16 protein-coding genes, 1 other RNA gene and 1 riboswitch are annotated in these 13,490 nt (G+C 64.7%); of the genes, 12 read left to right on the plus strand and 5 right to left on the minus strand.

All coding sequences use genetic code 11. The features are described from left to right. Positions 1–69: 69 nt before the first annotated feature. On the plus strand, positions 70–1,182 hold the full coding sequence (locus NKT35_RS08765) for a hypothetical protein (protein ID WP_254300620.1): 1,113 nt from the start codon (positions 70–72) through the stop codon (positions 1,180–1,182). 7 nt (positions 1,183–1,189) lie between these two features. On the opposite strand, the gene cobS is transcribed toward NKT35_RS08765, so the two are convergent. The 3 genes from cobS to cobT are packed head-to-tail and all read right to left on the minus strand — an operon-like array spanning position 1,190 to position 3,548. Next, positions 1,190–1,930 (minus strand): adenosylcobinamide-GDP ribazoletransferase, encoded by a 741-nt coding sequence (cobS, locus tag NKT35_RS08770; protein ID WP_254300621.1) that lies wholly within the window; start codon positions 1,928–1,930, stop codon positions 1,190–1,192. After that, positions 1,918–2,520 (minus strand): histidine phosphatase family protein, encoded by a 603-nt coding sequence (locus NKT35_RS08775; protein ID WP_254300622.1) that lies wholly within the window; start codon positions 2,518–2,520, stop codon positions 1,918–1,920. Before NKT35_RS08775 ends, cobS begins: the two co-directional genes overlap by 13 nt. Next, positions 2,517–3,548, minus strand: coding sequence for a nicotinate-nucleotide--dimethylbenzimidazole phosphoribosyltransferase (gene cobT, locus NKT35_RS08780; RefSeq protein ID WP_254300623.1), 1,032 nt, complete (start codon positions 3,546–3,548; stop codon positions 2,517–2,519). Before cobT ends, NKT35_RS08775 begins: the two co-directional genes overlap by 4 nt. 116 nt (positions 3,549–3,664) lie before the next feature. Then, positions 3,665–3,872: riboswitch (cobalamin riboswitch) on the plus strand. A 62-nt stretch (positions 3,873–3,934) separates the two neighbouring features. On the opposite strand from cobT, the gene NKT35_RS08785 reads away from it, so the two are divergent. The 7 genes from NKT35_RS08785 (at position 3,935) to NKT35_RS08815 (ending at position 8,727) form a co-directional block, all read left to right on the plus strand. After that, a complete protein-coding gene (locus tag NKT35_RS08785) occupies positions 3,935–5,953 on the plus strand; it encodes a TonB-dependent receptor (RefSeq protein ID WP_254300624.1) in 2,019 nt (672 codons plus the stop codon). 4 nt (positions 5,954–5,957) lie between these two features. Further along, a complete protein-coding gene (gene cobU, locus NKT35_RS08790) occupies positions 5,958–6,485 on the plus strand; it encodes a bifunctional adenosylcobinamide kinase/adenosylcobinamide-phosphate guanylyltransferase (protein WP_254300625.1) in 528 nt (175 codons plus the stop codon). Continuing rightward, on the plus strand, positions 6,482–7,351 hold the full coding sequence (locus NKT35_RS08795; protein WP_254300626.1) for a cobalamin-binding protein: 870 nt from the start codon (positions 6,482–6,484) through the stop codon (positions 7,349–7,351). The genes cobU and NKT35_RS08795 overlap by 4 nt, the downstream gene beginning before the upstream one ends. A gap of 21 nt (positions 7,352–7,372) precedes the next feature. Continuing rightward, positions 7,373–7,576: a hypothetical protein gene (locus NKT35_RS08800; RefSeq protein WP_254300627.1), complete on the plus strand. Its 204-nt coding sequence runs from the start codon at positions 7,373–7,375 to the stop codon at positions 7,574–7,576. Next, positions 7,576–7,887: a cell division protein ZapA gene (locus NKT35_RS08805; protein WP_254300628.1), complete on the plus strand. Its 312-nt coding sequence runs from the start codon at positions 7,576–7,578 to the stop codon at positions 7,885–7,887. The genes NKT35_RS08800 and NKT35_RS08805 overlap by 1 nt, the downstream gene beginning before the upstream one ends. A gap of 29 nt (positions 7,888–7,916) precedes the next feature. After that, a non-coding RNA gene (gene ssrS, locus NKT35_RS08810) (6S RNA) lies at positions 7,917–8,100 on the plus strand. 15 nt (positions 8,101–8,115) lie between these two features. After that, the gene (locus NKT35_RS08815) at positions 8,116–8,727 is read left to right on the plus strand and encodes a 5-formyltetrahydrofolate cyclo-ligase (RefSeq protein WP_254300629.1); all 612 of its coding nucleotides are present in this window, start codon (positions 8,116–8,118) and stop codon (positions 8,725–8,727) included. Between the two features lie 3 nt (positions 8,728–8,730). Here NKT35_RS08815 and NKT35_RS08820 read toward each other — a convergent pair whose 3' ends face one another. Further along, entirely contained in the window at positions 8,731–10,284 is a 1,554-nt protein-coding gene (locus tag NKT35_RS08820) for a POT-type proton-dependent oligopeptide transporter (protein WP_254300630.1), read from the minus strand. Positions 10,285–10,461: 177 nt separating this feature from the next. Here NKT35_RS08820 and NKT35_RS08825 point away from each other — a divergent pair, with 177 nt between their 5' ends. Further along, positions 10,462–10,734: a DUF1294 domain-containing protein gene (locus NKT35_RS08825; RefSeq protein ID WP_254300631.1), complete on the plus strand. Its 273-nt coding sequence runs from the start codon at positions 10,462–10,464 to the stop codon at positions 10,732–10,734. A gap of 173 nt (positions 10,735–10,907) precedes the next feature. Here the strand turns inward: NKT35_RS08825 and NKT35_RS08830 are convergent, their stop codons facing one another. Further along, on the minus strand, positions 10,908–11,063 hold the full coding sequence (locus NKT35_RS08830; RefSeq protein ID WP_254300632.1) for a hypothetical protein: 156 nt from the start codon (positions 11,061–11,063) through the stop codon (positions 10,908–10,910). A 125-nt stretch (positions 11,064–11,188) separates the two neighbouring features. Between NKT35_RS08830 and NKT35_RS08835 the strand changes: the two genes are divergently transcribed. Genes NKT35_RS08835 through NKT35_RS08845 form a run of 3 tightly spaced genes read left to right on the plus strand, consistent with a single transcriptional unit; the run spans position 11,189 to position 13,484 of the window. Beyond that, on the plus strand, positions 11,189–11,662 hold the full coding sequence (locus tag NKT35_RS08835; RefSeq protein WP_254300633.1) for an EVE domain-containing protein: 474 nt from the start codon (positions 11,189–11,191) through the stop codon (positions 11,660–11,662). Continuing rightward, positions 11,659–12,624, plus strand: a complete 966-nt coding sequence (locus NKT35_RS08840; protein WP_254300634.1) for a hypothetical protein — start codon at positions 11,659–11,661, stop codon at positions 12,622–12,624. Before NKT35_RS08835 ends, NKT35_RS08840 begins: the two co-directional genes overlap by 4 nt. Positions 12,625–12,680: 56 nt before the next feature. Further along, entirely contained in the window at positions 12,681–13,484 is an 804-nt protein-coding gene (locus NKT35_RS08845; RefSeq protein ID WP_254300635.1) for a sulfite exporter TauE/SafE family protein, read from the plus strand. Positions 13,485–13,490: the final 6 nt, after the last annotated feature.

The raw sequence follows: 13,490 nt of genomic DNA on the forward strand, positions 1-13,490 counted from the left end.
CTTCCCACCGGATTCAGTCGGCGCCAGCCCCGGTGTTTGGGCAGGCGTTTGTTCATCTAAAGGGGCTGCATGAACGCACGAAAAGCGGCGGACTGTTTGTTTGGCTGGGTTTTGGCGGCGCAGGTTCACGCCGATGTGTGGCAGGGCGAAGTGGGCGGCGCGCCGGTGGTGATGGAGTGGAGCGTCGATGAGCAAGGCGAGGCGGAGGGACGCTATTTCTATCGCCAGCGCCATAGCGACATCGCGCTGACGGGCAAGCGCGATGCGCAGGGCGTGCTGCGTCTGGGTGAGAACCTGTCCGCGGACGAGGCTCGAGTCGATCTGGTATTGCGTCCCGCAGGCGCGGGCTGGGCCGGGGAGTGGCGCGGGCCGCAAGCCAAGCGCGCATTGCCGGTCCGATTGAAGCTCTTGGCTCTGGCTGGCGAGGGCGGCGCGGATGCGGGAGGCGAGATGGACGACTACAACCGAGCCAGGCTGGCCGACTTGCGTTTGAAACCCGCGGGCAAGCAGCATTTTCAGGGTTATCGGCTGGCGTGGTGGGTGGAGCCGGTCAGCAAGATCCGCTGGTTCCGGCTGGAGAGCGGCTATCCCGCCGACGCCATGGCGCGATTGAACCGGATTTTGGAAAAACGGCAATGGCGCGAGATCGTCGATGCTTTCGAATGTGTGGCGGGGGCGCGGGGCTCCGGGTTGGGGGCGTATGAGCAGACCGTGATTCCGCATTGGTTTACGCCGCGGGTGATGAGCCTGAGCGTGGAAACCGGCGCATTTTGCGGCGGCGCCCACCCTGATTTCGGCGATGCGCCGTTGAACCTGGCTGTGGCGAGCGGGCGGCTGCTGCATCTGGAAGATGTGTTGTGGCTGGGGCGGGGCAAGCCGGCTCGGGATGAGAATGGCCAGCTGCTGGATAGCCGATATGAGCAGAAGGTGTTGCAGCCCTGGTTGGCGGATGTCTTCGGCAGGCTGTATCCGAGAGAGATGGATAATGAGGAAGGCGGGGATTGCGATTACCGCAATCCCGAGGTCTGGAGTCCCGACACCTGGTACCTGACGCCGCAAGGCATTCAGATTGGCGCTTTCTTTCCGCGCGTCGAGAAGGCCTGCGACAACCCCGCCTGGAGCCTGTTGCCCTGGGCTCTGGCGCGCAAGCATCCAGGCGTTCTGACGCCGCGCTTGCCGTAAACTGGCCTTATCGCAACGCGGGGTAGAGCGCCGGCAGGATGAACAGCGCGGCCAGCAGCGCGATCTCGCAAAGCTCCACCCCCGCGCCCAGGCAATCGCCGGTCATGCCGCCCAGTCGGCGTTTCAGGAAGGCCCGCCAGGACAGGCCGGCCAGCGGGGCCAGCAGCAGCGCCGGCGCCAGCCAGGCGGACAGCGCCAGCAGCGCGGCCAGGTTCAGGCCCATGCCGGCCCAGTCGCGTCTCCAGGCGAAGCGCTCGCCGCTGCCGGGAGCGATGGCGGGCAGGCTGGCGGACCAGGCCACCGCGAAAGCGCGCGCCCAGGCCGGGATCAGCAACAGGCCCCAGGCCGGCTGGCCGGACTTGGCCAGCAACATCAGCAGCACCAGCTTGGCGATCACCGCCAGCAGCAGCGACAACACGCCGAAACTGCCCAGGTGCGGGTCCTTCAATACCTCGAAGAAGCGCTCGCGCGAACGATGCGAAGCGCCCAAGGCATCGGCTAGATCGGCCAGGCCGTCCAGGTGCAGGCCGCCGGTGACGGCCACCCAGCAAACCAAGGCCAGCAGCGCCGCCAGCCACGGGTCTATCCGCGCGCCGACGCTGAGCGAGGCCAGCAGCAGCGCGCCGACGATGACGCCGACGGCGGGAAACCAGCGGGCGCTGTCGGTCAGCCATTCCGGTTTGAAGTCTTTCAGCTGCGGTGTGGGCAGCCGGGTGAGGAACTGCACCGCCAGGATCAATCCGCGCACGTCGTCTCCAGCCGCATCAGATAGGCCGGATGGCCCTCCAGCATCGACAGCTGGACGAAGCCGCCGCGCTGCACCGTCATCAGCTTGGCCACCGAAAAATCGGCGCCCAGCAGCTCGGCCATCAGCACGGTGATGACGCCGCCATGCGTCACTAGCAGCCGGTGGCTGCCGCGCGCGATCGTCATCCACTCCGACAGTCCGGCCAGCACGCGGGTGCGGAACTGCTCGTAGCTTTCGCCGCCGGGCGGGCTGAGCCGGCCTTCGGCCAGCGCGTCGCCCCAGCCAGGGTGCTCATGCTCCAGGTCCGACACCGGCTGGCCGTCCCAATCGCCGAAATCCATCTCGGCGAAGCGCGGATCGACTTTCAGCGCCAGCGAGCCGCCCAGCGCCTGCTTGACGGCGAACTCGCGGCAGCGCTGCAGGGGCGAGGTGGCGATGGCGGTGACCGGCGCCAGGCTGCTGATGCGTTGCCAGCTGCCTTCCAACTGGCGGTGGCCCAGTTCGGTCAGCGGCAGATCTGTCAGGCCGATCAGCCGGCCGTCGTGGTCGATGTCGCCGTGGCGCAGCAAGGTGAGTGTGTAGGGATTCATTCGTTCTTGCCGCTGATGCCGGCTTCGGCGAAGGTGGCCATCTCATTGTGCAGCCGCACCGCCATTTGCAGCAGCGGCACGCACAACGCGGCGCCGGAGCCTTCGCCCAGGCGCATGCCCAGGTCCAGCAGCGGCTGCAGCTGCAGCGCTTCCAGCGCCAGGTGGTGGCCGGCTTCGGCCGAGCGGTGGCTGGCCAGCAGCCAGTCGTGCAGATCGGGCTCCATGGTCTTGGCGCACAGCGCGGCCGCGCCGGCGATGAAGCCATCCACCAGCGAGGGCACGCCCAGGCGGGCGCCTTCCAGATAGAAACCGGCCATGGCGGCGATTTCCAGTCCGCCCAGTTCGGCCAGCGTGTCCAGGCCGCTGAGATTTTCCCAGGCCACGCGGGCCAGCGCGGTGCGCACCGCGCGGCGCTTATTGGCCAGGCCCACATCATCCACGCCGGTGCCGCGGCCCACTACTTGCTCCGGCGCGGCGCCGGTCAGGCGGCAGATCAGCGCCGCCGAGGCGGTGGTGTTGCCTATCCCCATGTCGCCGGCGATCAGCAGATTGGCGCCGGCCTCCACCGCGCGGCGGGCGGCGGCGCGGCCAGCCTCCAGCGCCGCTTCCACTTCGTCGGCGCTCATTGCCGATTCCTTGGCCAGATTGCGGCTGCCGTCGCGCACCTTGGCGTGGACGATGGGCAAGGCGGACACATCGCCGGCCACGCCGACATCCACCACCTCCAGGCGGGCGTCCAGCGCGCGCGCCAGCACGCAGATGGCCGCGCCGCCATTGGCGAAATTGCGCACCATCTCGATGGTGACGGCAGAGGGGAAGGCCGACACGCCTTCCACGGTGACGCCGTGGTCGCCGGCGAACACGGTGATGGCCGGACGCAGCGGATCGGGACAGCTCTTGCCCTGCCAGGCGGCAAAGCGGCAGGCCAGTTCTTCCAGCTGGCCCAGGCTGCCGGGCGGCTTGGTCAGCACGGCTTGGCGGGCGCGGGCGGCGTTGCGGGCGGAAAGGTCCAGAGGTTTGCTGTTCATGATGGGGCCTGCTGCGAGTCGGACGCGGGGTCCGGTGGAAAGGTAAGAGGCCGGTTTTCGCCGGTCGGACTCTAAGCATATTACCGCTTGGCGGGTGTCGCCAAAAGTCCGCTTCGGTATAATGGCCCGCTGCAGGTGCCCGCGATGCCTTTACTACGGCGCGCGGGTGAAACGGGAAGCCGGCGAAATTCCGGCGCTGCCCCCGCAACGGTAAGGCCCGGCGCGCAAGCGCCCAGGCGACGCATGCTGCCACTGTCCTCTGGATGGGAAGGCGCGCCGCCGGCATGGCCCAGCCCGGAGACCGGCCTGCGCGCCCCGGCCGGAAGCCGGGTCATTGCTGGAGAATCGCGGGGAGGCGATCCGACAGGCGTTCCGGTCTACCACCCGTGCCGTCCTTTGCTGCTGTTGTCCTCTTCGCACTCAACGTCGCCCTTATCGTGGAGTGTGCCCTTATGTTCAAGCTTCAACCCTGCGCCGCCCTGGTTGCGCTAGCCTGTTCCGGCCTGGCCCTGGCCGATGCCGGTCCTTTGCTCGCCGGCGACCCGGTGATCGTGACGGCGAGCCGCGTGCCTCAGAAAATTTCCTCGCTGCCTGCGAACGTGACGGTAATCAGCGCAGAGGATATCGCCAACAGCGCCGCGACGACGGTGCAGGATGTGCTGTCCAACTACGCAGGCGTGCATGTGCTCAACAGCTCCGGCTCCGCCAGCAGCGCGATGGTCGATCTGCGAGGCTTCGGCATGACCGGTTTGAGCAATACTTTGATCCTGGTGGATGGCGTCAGACAGAACACCAACGACTTGGCCGCGCCGAATTTGGGTTCTGTTACCTTGGCCAACATTGATCACATCGAGGTGGTCCGCGGCATGGGCGGCGTGGCTTATGGCGGCGGCGCGACCGGCGGCGTGATCAACATCATCACCAAGTCCGGCGCAGGCAGCGGTTTGAGCGGCAGCGTCACGCTGACAGGCGGCAGTTATGATTTGCGTCAGCTGGACGCCAACTTGCATGCGGCCAATCAGTATGTGGCGCTGGATGCTTATGTCCAATCGCTTAAGACCGATAATTATCGGCAAAACAACGCCGAACGCGATGACAACGCCGGCTTGTCGCTGACTTTCAAGCATGCTGACGGCAGCGTCAAATTGTTTGCCAATTCGGCCAATCAAGGCTTGCGTTTGCCGGGCTATCTGACGGCTAATTCTTTGCAAGGGCGTGATCCGCTGGCCACTAATCCAACCGGCACCTATACCCCTGATGATTTTTCCTCCACTGACAAGACCAGCGGCGGCATTTCGATCAAGCAGGATTTGGGCAAAGGGGTCTTGTACGCCGACTTTGCGCGCCGCAACAAAGATGCGTTGTCAAATTACAGCGGCTATGTTGTGCAAAGCAGTTTGACTGAAGATGCCAGCGCCGTTCGTTATGTATTGCCGATTGGCCAGCATGAAGTGACGACAGGGGCGGATTGGCTGAATAGCACCATGGATGTGTTGAATACCAGTCACGCTCAGCAGAAACACGCGGGCTTCTTCCTGGATAGCCAGTGGAAGGTGTGGCAAGGCGCGACGCTGTCCGTTGGCGGACGCCAGCAACTGGTGGACGACAAGGTCAATGCCGCCTCGGGGGGCGCCAATCTTTCGACGATTGAAACGCATTTACATGCGTGGTCACTGGGTTTGAAGCAGGTCTTGGGCGGTGGCTGGAGCGCTTATGCGAGAGCGGGCCAAAGCTTCCGGATAGGCACCGCGGACGAGGTGACTTATACCAATGGCCAGCCTTTAGTCCCGCAACAGTCCCATGACAAAGAAGTTGGGGTGGAGTGGTCGGGTGATACCGCAAAGCTCAAGACCGCGCTGTTCAGAAATGATTTAACTAACGAAATTGTTTATTTGCCATTCGTTATCGGTCCGTCTGGATATCCTGGTGTAAACATCAATTTGCCTCAAACCCGTCATCAAGGCGTGGAACTGGAAAGCAGCATCAAGTTGAGCCCGGCAGTCAGCTTGAATGGCAACCTCACCTGGACTCAGGCCACATTCCAAGGCGGTTTTGGATTGACGGGAAAGACACTGCCTATGGTGCCTAAGTTGATGGCTAATCTGGGTTTGGCTTGGCAGATCAACGACGCCAACAAGTTGGCTGTCAATGCGCAATATGTATCGGAACAGGTGTACGACAACGATCAGCAGAATGTTTTCCCGAGCAAGCTGCCGGCGTATACGGTATTGAACGCGAAATACAGCTATCGTTTTGATAAGAGCCTGTCCGCTTCGGCCAGCGTCAATAATATGCTGGGCAAACGCTATGCCAGCTATGGTTCGGCTAGCGCCGCCAGCGGAAATATTTCCTTGTATCCCGCAAACGGCCGTAACTGCCAGTTCGCGCTCACTTACGCTTTCTAAGACCATGCCCCACCTGATCACAGGCGGCGCCCGCAGCGGCAAAAGCCGTCAAGCCGAGGAACTGGCCCGCAAGCACGGCGGGCCGGTGTGTTATCTCGCCACCGCCGAGGTGCGCGATGCTGAGTTCGCGCGCCGGGTGGAGCGGCATCGCGCCCAGCGGCCCAAGCACTGGAATGTGGCCGAGGCCGGGCGCGGTTTGGCGGCGGCCATGGCGGCGCACGACGCGCCGGGCGGTTTGATCCTGATCGACTGCCTGGGCATGTGGCTGATGCGTTTCTTCGGCGAAAAGGGCTTTGACGAGGCCGAGTACGCGGTCGAGCGCGATGCTTTGCTGGCGGCCTTGGGCCGCGCGCGCGGCGAAATCCTGCTGGTGAGCAACGAGGTGGGCTGGGGCGTGGTGGCGGGCGATGCCGAAACCCGCCGTTTCGTCGACGAGCTGGGGCGGCTGAACCAGCTGGTGGCCGCGCGCTGCCAGCGGGTGACGCTGGTGGCCTGCGGCTTGCCGCTGCCCTTGAAAGGCGGCGAGGCATGAAGTGGAGCGGGATCGCACTATTGGCGCTGTCCGCCGTTGCGCAGGCCGCGGTCAGCGCGCGGGATGGCGATGGCCATGAGTTGACGCTGGACAAGCCGGCCGCGCGCATCGTCAGCCTGGTGCCGCATGCCACCGAGCTGCTGTTCGCCGCCGGCGCGGGCAGCAAGGTGGTGGCGGCGGTGGATTACAGCGACCATCCCGAGGCGGCGAAGAAGTTGCCGCGAGTGGGAGGCTACACGGGCTTCAGTCTGGAAGCCGTGCTGCGGCAACAGCCGGACCTGGTGGTGGCGTGGAAGGACGGCGGCACTCCGCGCGAAGTGGAGCGGCTGAGGCGCATGGGCATTCCGGTGTTCATCAGCCATCCGCTGCAGCCGGACGACATCGCCGCGGAAATCGTCAAGCTGGGCAAGCTGGCCGGCACCGAGGCGGCGGCCAACCGGGCGGCGGCGCAGTACCGGCAGCGTTTCGCCGAGCTGCGGCAACGCTATGCCGCCAAGCCCAAGGTCAAGGTGTTTTATCAGCTGAGCCAGACGCCCATCTTCACTATCAGCGGCAAAAGCTATATCGATTCGCTGATCCGTGTCTGCGGCGGCGTCAATGTGTTTGGCGAGCTGGCCGTGCCCGCGCCGCAGGTATCCACCGCCGCAGTGGTGGCGGCGCAGCCGCAGGCCATCATCGCCGGCGACGACGCCACGCTGGCCATGTGGCAAAGTTGGCGCAGCGTGCCGGCGGTGGCCAAGGGCGCGCTGTATGCCTTGCCCGGCGACGAAATCAGCATTCCCGGCCCGCGTCTGGCCGACGGCGCGGCGGCGCTGTGCGGCCGTTTGGACGCCGCGCGGCGGCAACTGGGTTTGACGGCCAACTGAGCGCCCGTTATCCTCGCCGCCATGGACAATGAACTGGAATATCTCGAATCCCGCGTTTCGGCGCTGATTGCCCGCATCCGGGAGCTGGAAACCCAGAACGGCCGTTTCGCCGAGGCGCTGTCCGAAGCGTTGAAGGAAAACGCCGAGCTGAATTTCCGCGTGAACGAAACCCGCAACCGGGTGGCGGCCCTGGTGGCGCGCCTGCCGGCGCCGGAGGAGGAATAATGAGCGACGTGGTTCAGGTTGACATCGAGCTGCTGGGACGCCACTTCACCATCGGCACCCCGCAGGGCGAGCAGGAAACGCTGCGCGAGGCGGTGCGCTTGCTGGAAGGCAAAATCGCCACCATCCAGCAAAATGGCAAAGTGATGGACGCCGACAAGATCGCCATCATGGCCGCGCTCAACATCGCCCACGATCTCTTGAAGACGAAAGTCGGCGAGGGCTTGGAGATGGCGGCGTTTCAGCGTAAAATACGCAACATGAGCGAAGCCGCCGACGAGGCGCTTCGCCAGAGCCAGCAACCCTTGTTCTGATCAGGGTCGGCTCGCATCACAGGTCAGTTTTTCCCCTGCGGTGTTCGTGACGGCACACAATTCCTTTGTACCAATGCGTTCGCTTTTGGCTGCCAGCGTGAGACATGGGTGTGACGCATCCTTTATCGGACGCGCCCGAAATGTCTGGCAGGCGGCCCCTCCTGGAAACAGGGTACAAGCGAATTTAGCCCGAACGGCACTCGCGGGGGGTCCCTCTCCTCCCCAAACATGACCGCTATTTCCCCCATTCAAGATAAAGCCGCGCTGCGCCGGCAGCTTCGCCGCGCCCGCATGGCCTTGCCGCCCGCTTATCGCGCCGCGGCCGCTCACGCCATCGCACGCCATGCCTCGCGCTTGCTCAAGCGCGGCAAGCGCGTGGGCGGCTATCTGGCCGCCGGCTCCGAGCTGGATCTGGCCGAGATCCTGAATGCGGCCTTGTGGCGCGGCGCGGACGTGTATCTGCCGCAAATCCCCCGCGATAGCCGCCGGCTGTGGTTTACCCGCCTGGGCGCGGCCGACCGCTGGTATCTGCACCCGCGCTACCGCATTCTGGAATACGCTGGCGCGCGCTTGCGGGCTGAACGTCTCGATGTGATCTTCGTGCCCTTGCTGGGCGTGGACAGGCAAGGTTATCGGATGGGGCAGGGCGGCGGCTTTTACGACACCACCCTGGCGTATCGCCGCCGCCATCCGCAGGGCGGACGGCCTTTGCTGGTTGGCGTGGCTTACGATTGCCAGCTGGTGGACGCGGTGCCGCGCGAGGCCTGGGATGTGAGGCTGGATTATTTGCTGACCGAGTCCGGCCTGCGGCGGCTGCCGCTGGCCGAACCCATGGCCTGAGGATCAGGCCGAGCGGTAGTGGCTGAGCATGCGGTAGTTGCGGGCGTAAAGGCCGAACAGTGCCGCCGCCACGAAGGCGATGCCGGCGAAGAAGAACATCAGGAAGGCTTCCAGGCTCAGGCCGCTGGCCGCCACGGTGCTCTTCATCGCGGAACTGGCCACGCCGGCATTGATCAGCAGCACCCACAGATTGCCCACGGTGGTGGACAAGCCCCAGAAGCTCATCAGCGTGCCCTTCATCGACAGCGGCGCCTGGCTGTAGGCGAACTCCAGACCGGTGGCCGATACCAGCACCTCGCCCATGGTCAGCAAGGCGTATGGCAGGATCTGCCAGGCGATGGTCAGCGCGTCGCCGCTATCCAGATGCAGCTGCATCATTCCCACCACAATCCAGGCCAGCGCGCTGAACACGATGCCGGCGGTCATGCGGCGCAGCGCGGTCGGCTCGATGCCGGCGCGGCGCAGCGCCGGATACAGCACCATATTGTTGAAGGGGATCAGCAGCATCACCAGCGCCGGGTTCAGCGCCTGCATCTGCGAGGGCGCGAACCATTCCGGCTTGCTCATCAGGCCGGCCTGGATCACCCAGGTGGAGGCCTTCTGGTCGAACAGCGAGAAGAAAGGCGTGGCCAGCGCGAACACCACCAGAATGCGCAATACCGCGCGCACGCCTTGCAGCGCCTCGTCCGGGTGCTGGCCGCGCAGCGCGTCCAGCTGCCACCAGGCGGCCAGGCTGGCGCTGAACAGCACCAGCACAAAGGCCAGGCAGAAGCCGGCCACCAGGCCTTGGCCCAGGTTCAAGCTGCCGTAGATGGCCAGCGCCACGCCGGCGGCGAACAGCCAGCCGCCGCGACGGCCATTGGCCGGCGACAGAATGCCGGATTTGAGCACTTGCCAGAAGGAGTGCGGGTCCTTGGGCGCCGGCGGCAGAATGGTGTAGTGCTTGCGGCCCATCCAGAAGATCAGCAGGGCGATGAACATCAGCACGCCCGGTATGCCGAAGGCGACCGATGGGCCATAGGATTTCAGGAAAATCGGCATCAGCAGCGAGGCGAACAGCGAGCCGAAGTTGATGATCCAGTAGAAGGAGTCGAACACGATCTTGGCCAGATGCTTGTTCGATTCGTCGAACTGGTCGCCGCAGAACGAGGACACGCAGGGCTTGATCCCGCCCGAACCGATGGCGATCAGCGCGAGGCCGGTGTAAAAGCCGGTGAGATTGTTCTCGAACAGCGCCAGGCAAGCGTGGCCGACGCAGTAAATCAGGCTGAAGGCGACGATGGTGTTGTACTTGCCCCAGAGCCGGTCGGCCAGCCAGCCGCCCAAGAGCGGGAAGAAATACACCCCGATCATGAAGTTGTGGAAAATATGCTTGGCCTCGCCGGCGCGCATCTCTTCCGGCAGATACAGCAGCAGCGAGGTGGTGAGGAAAGCGGTGAGGATGTTGCGCATGCCGTAGAAGCTGAAGCGCTCGCAGCCCTCGTTGCCGATGATGTAGGCGATCTGGCGCGGCATGCCGCCGCTGCCGGCTGGCGCCTGCGTCGTGACAGTGGTCATGAGGCGGTTTCTCCCGAGTAGGTTGAATGTGCAAAGCCCGGATGCGCCGGGCCATTGTTATAGTGCGGACAATAATAAGGCCGGGCGGCGGCGGTTTTGGCGAGCTTGTGGTAAATGGTGTTTACAATATTCAAATGGTCTTGCGCGGCGGCGCGGTTTGGAAATGAGGGGCAGGAGATGGGGAAGGCGGTTTTGATCTGGCTGCTGGCGGCCAGCGCGGCGACATTTGTCTTGTATTGGCGGGACAAGCGCGCCGCCTTGGCGGGAGCGTGGCGCACGCCGGAATCCACGCTGCTGCTGATGGGGCTGGCAGGCGGCTGGCCGGGCGGCTGGCTGGCCCGGCATGCCTTTCGCCATAAAACGCTGAAGCAGCCGTTCCGGATGTTGTTCTGGCTGGGCGCGCTGGGCAATCTCGGCGCCTTGCTGCTGCTGTGGCGCTGGCTGGATTAGCCGGGCTGCAGCCAGGTGGGTGGTCGGGCGGATGCCCCGCTGGCGGGGCGATCCGCCGAGCCGTATCGACAAGGGAAAGGCGGCAAAGGCGGAACTCCCGGCTAAAGCCGGGATTCCGCCCTACCTTTCTCTTTGGGCCGCGCTAGCGCTGGGGGCTGGGCGGAGGGCTGGCTTTAGCGCCAGCCGTAATGCGGGCCATAGACAAATACCGGCGCCGGCACGATAAAGGCCGGGCGCACCACCACCGGGGCCGGGGCGACATAGGGCGGGGCCACCACGCAGCCGCTGAGTCCGCCCAGCAAGGCCAGGCATGCGATCCATCTTTTCATTTGGCTTCTCCTGCATCGAAACAAGGCAACGGACCTGTCTTGTCAGTCTCAGCATAGGCGGCATTCTTTCCAGTAAGATTGAGCAAGTTTTTCCCTTCCTCCCCAGTGATGAACAGAGATTGCCCATGCGCTATTGGCTGATGAAGTCCGAGCCCGATGAAACCTCGATCGACCACCTGGCCGCCGAACCGGCGCGGCTGTTCGAATGGACCGGCGTGCGCAATTACCAGGCGCGCAACTTCATGCGCGACGAGATGCGGCCCGGCGACAAGGTGCTGTTCTGGCACTCGTCCTGCCCGGAGCCGGGCATCGCCGGCATCGCCGAAGTGGCCGCCGCCGCGCATCCGGATTCCAGCCAGTTCGACCCCGCCAGCCCTTATCTCGACGCCAAGTCCGATCCCGCCAATCCGCGCTGGCTGTGCGTGGACGTCCGCTTCGTCAAAAAGACCCGGCTGGTGTCGCCGGCCGAACTGCGCCAGCACCCCATGCTGGAAAGCATGACCGTGCTCAAGCGCGGCAACCGGCTGTCCATCACGCCGGTGACGGAGCAGGAGTGGGCCTATCTGATGGACATGCTGGGCGTGGGCCAGGCTGAATGAGCGGGGACAGAAACAGGCGCATCGCTTTATGCGCTTACGGCAGCGCTTATCTGGCGGGACGGATTGTCATGGAGGATTGGTATCGGCATGGCTTGTTCAGCCAAGTCGCCATGCAGTTTCGGGTGGCCGTTTCCGGCCAGCTGCTGGCTGGCGATTTTGTGCAATGGCTGTTGTGCTTAAGGCAGCGCGGGGCGCAGCGTCTGCATATGGCCGAGGCGGAGGAGCTTGGACTGGACGATCGCAAATGCGCTGGCGGCATTGTGGTTTGTTTCTCCGACTCAAGCGAGCTGTGGGCATGTTATCCGGAACCGACTGAGGCGGCGTTGCCTGAGGATGGGCCGGCTCATTCGCCTTGGGCTGCGGAGCTGGATTGCTACTGGCTGCAAGCCGGGCCAATGACCGCCCCGCCTCTTATGCAGGTGGACTGGCCGGCCTTGAGGTCCCAAGCCGAGTCGGCGCTCGAAGAAAAAATGGCTTATGGCGCGGTGAAGCCGGGAGATGGGGCGGCGGCGCCTTATATGCCGACATCGGCCGGCGAGTGGGCGGACTGGCAGCGTCTGCCGCTGGTTCCATTCGGCGCCGGCAATGCGGCAGGGCATGGTCTGCTGTCCGCCTTGCATGAAAAAGAAGCGGGCTTTCGAAACTACGCCCATCCCAAGAACGACTCCAGCGATTACTGGCTGCTGGATGAGGACGCTAGAGCGGCATGGGAGGCGTGGCATGCCGAGCTTGAAGTCTGGCGCCGGCGGGTGGAGATCGCCTTGGCTAATGCCTGCGTGGAGAAGGGGATAGCCTGCGAGTCTGTCCCTATGGCTCAGCCCACTGCTGAGGTGGCGGAGCTGACGGAGCCGGCCACGCCGGTCGGCAAACGCGCAGTTTTGCCAGGCCTGATGGCTGTCGCGGTTTTATTGTCGCTGATTGTCGGCGCGGGATACCTGATATGGCGCTTTTCTGCGCGCTGACAGGGTTGTTTCGTTGGAGTGGTGGATCATAGACAGGATTGTTTGCCGGAGATGCCATGTTGTCTTTTGAATTGTTCGCCGCGCTGTTGGCCTGCGGTGCCATCGCCGGCTTCCTGGCCGGTTTGCTGGGCGTGGGCGGGGGATTGATCATCGTGCCGGTGGTGGTGGCCGTCTTGTCGGCCGCGCAGCTGGGCGGCACTCATATCCAGCATCTGGCGGTGGGCACCTCGTTGGCGGTGATGGTGTTCACCAGCGCCTCCAGCGTGCGCGCCCACCATCGCAAGGGCGCGGTGGATTGGCGCATCGTCCGCGGCATGGCGCCGGCCATGGTGTTGGGCACCTTGGGCGGCAGCCTGCTGGCGGGCTGGATTCCCGGCCGCGCGCTGGCCTGGTTCTTCGTAATCTACGCCTATGCGGTGGCGGCGCAGATGCTGATAGGCAAGCAGCCCAAGGCCGGGCGCGAAATGCCGGGCTGGGCCGGCCAGGGCGCGGCCGGCGGCGCCATCGGCATGATTTCCAGCTGGGTGGGCATAGGCGGCGGTTCGATGAGCGTGCCTTTCATGAGCTGGTGCAATGTGGCCATGCACCGCGCCATCGGCACCAGCGCAGCCTTGGGCTGGCCCATCGCCATGTCCGGCGCGCTGGGTTATCTGGCCAGCGGCTGGCGGGCGGCAGGCCTGCCCTGGGGCAGCGTGGGCTATGTTTATCTGCCGGCGATGTTGACGCTGACCCTGATGACGGTGGCGATGGCGCCCTTGGGCGCGCGCGCCGCCCACCGGCTGCCGGTTGCCCGGCTGAAAAAGGCGTTTGCGTTGCTGATGGTGGTCATGGCCAGCGAAATGTTGATCCGTCTGCTGTGAACGCCT

The sequence above is a fragment of the Chromobacterium sp. IIBBL 290-4 genome, from assembly GCF_024207115.1.
GTDB lineage: Bacteria > Pseudomonadota > Gammaproteobacteria > Burkholderiales > Chromobacteriaceae > Chromobacterium.